The organism is Staphylococcus sp. EG-SA-17 (assembly GCF_017151845.1).
Lineage (GTDB): Bacteria > Bacillota > Bacilli > Staphylococcales > Staphylococcaceae > Staphylococcus > Staphylococcus aureus.
In genome coordinates, this window is sequence record NZ_JACVZO010000154.1 from 1 (window position 1) to 249 (window position 249).

The following is a 249-nucleotide window of genomic DNA, read 5'->3' on the forward strand; positions in this document are numbered from 1 at the left end:
TTCAATGTTACATCCACAACACTCGTTGCTTTCTTATCATTTGGTTCATCTTGACGATTTGCTTGTCCAAATAACAATTGTAAATGCATTGTTTTATCTTTTAAGAAATCTTTCTCAGCATCCTTTTCAAAATTGGCAATGCAATTAGACGCTAAAACACCATCGAAAATATCACTACAGTATAAAACAGCTGTAGGACAAAAAGAAGAAGTAGCTAAAAACACAGAAAAAGTTGTAAGTAATGTACTT

At 31.7% G+C, this 249-nt stretch carries 1 protein-coding gene; it reads right to left on the bottom strand.

The features are described 5' to 3' along the window. Window positions 1-249, bottom strand: a 249-nt coding sequence (locus IDG65_RS14515) for a hypothetical protein (protein WP_206174266.1), incomplete at both ends; no start/stop codon positions are given.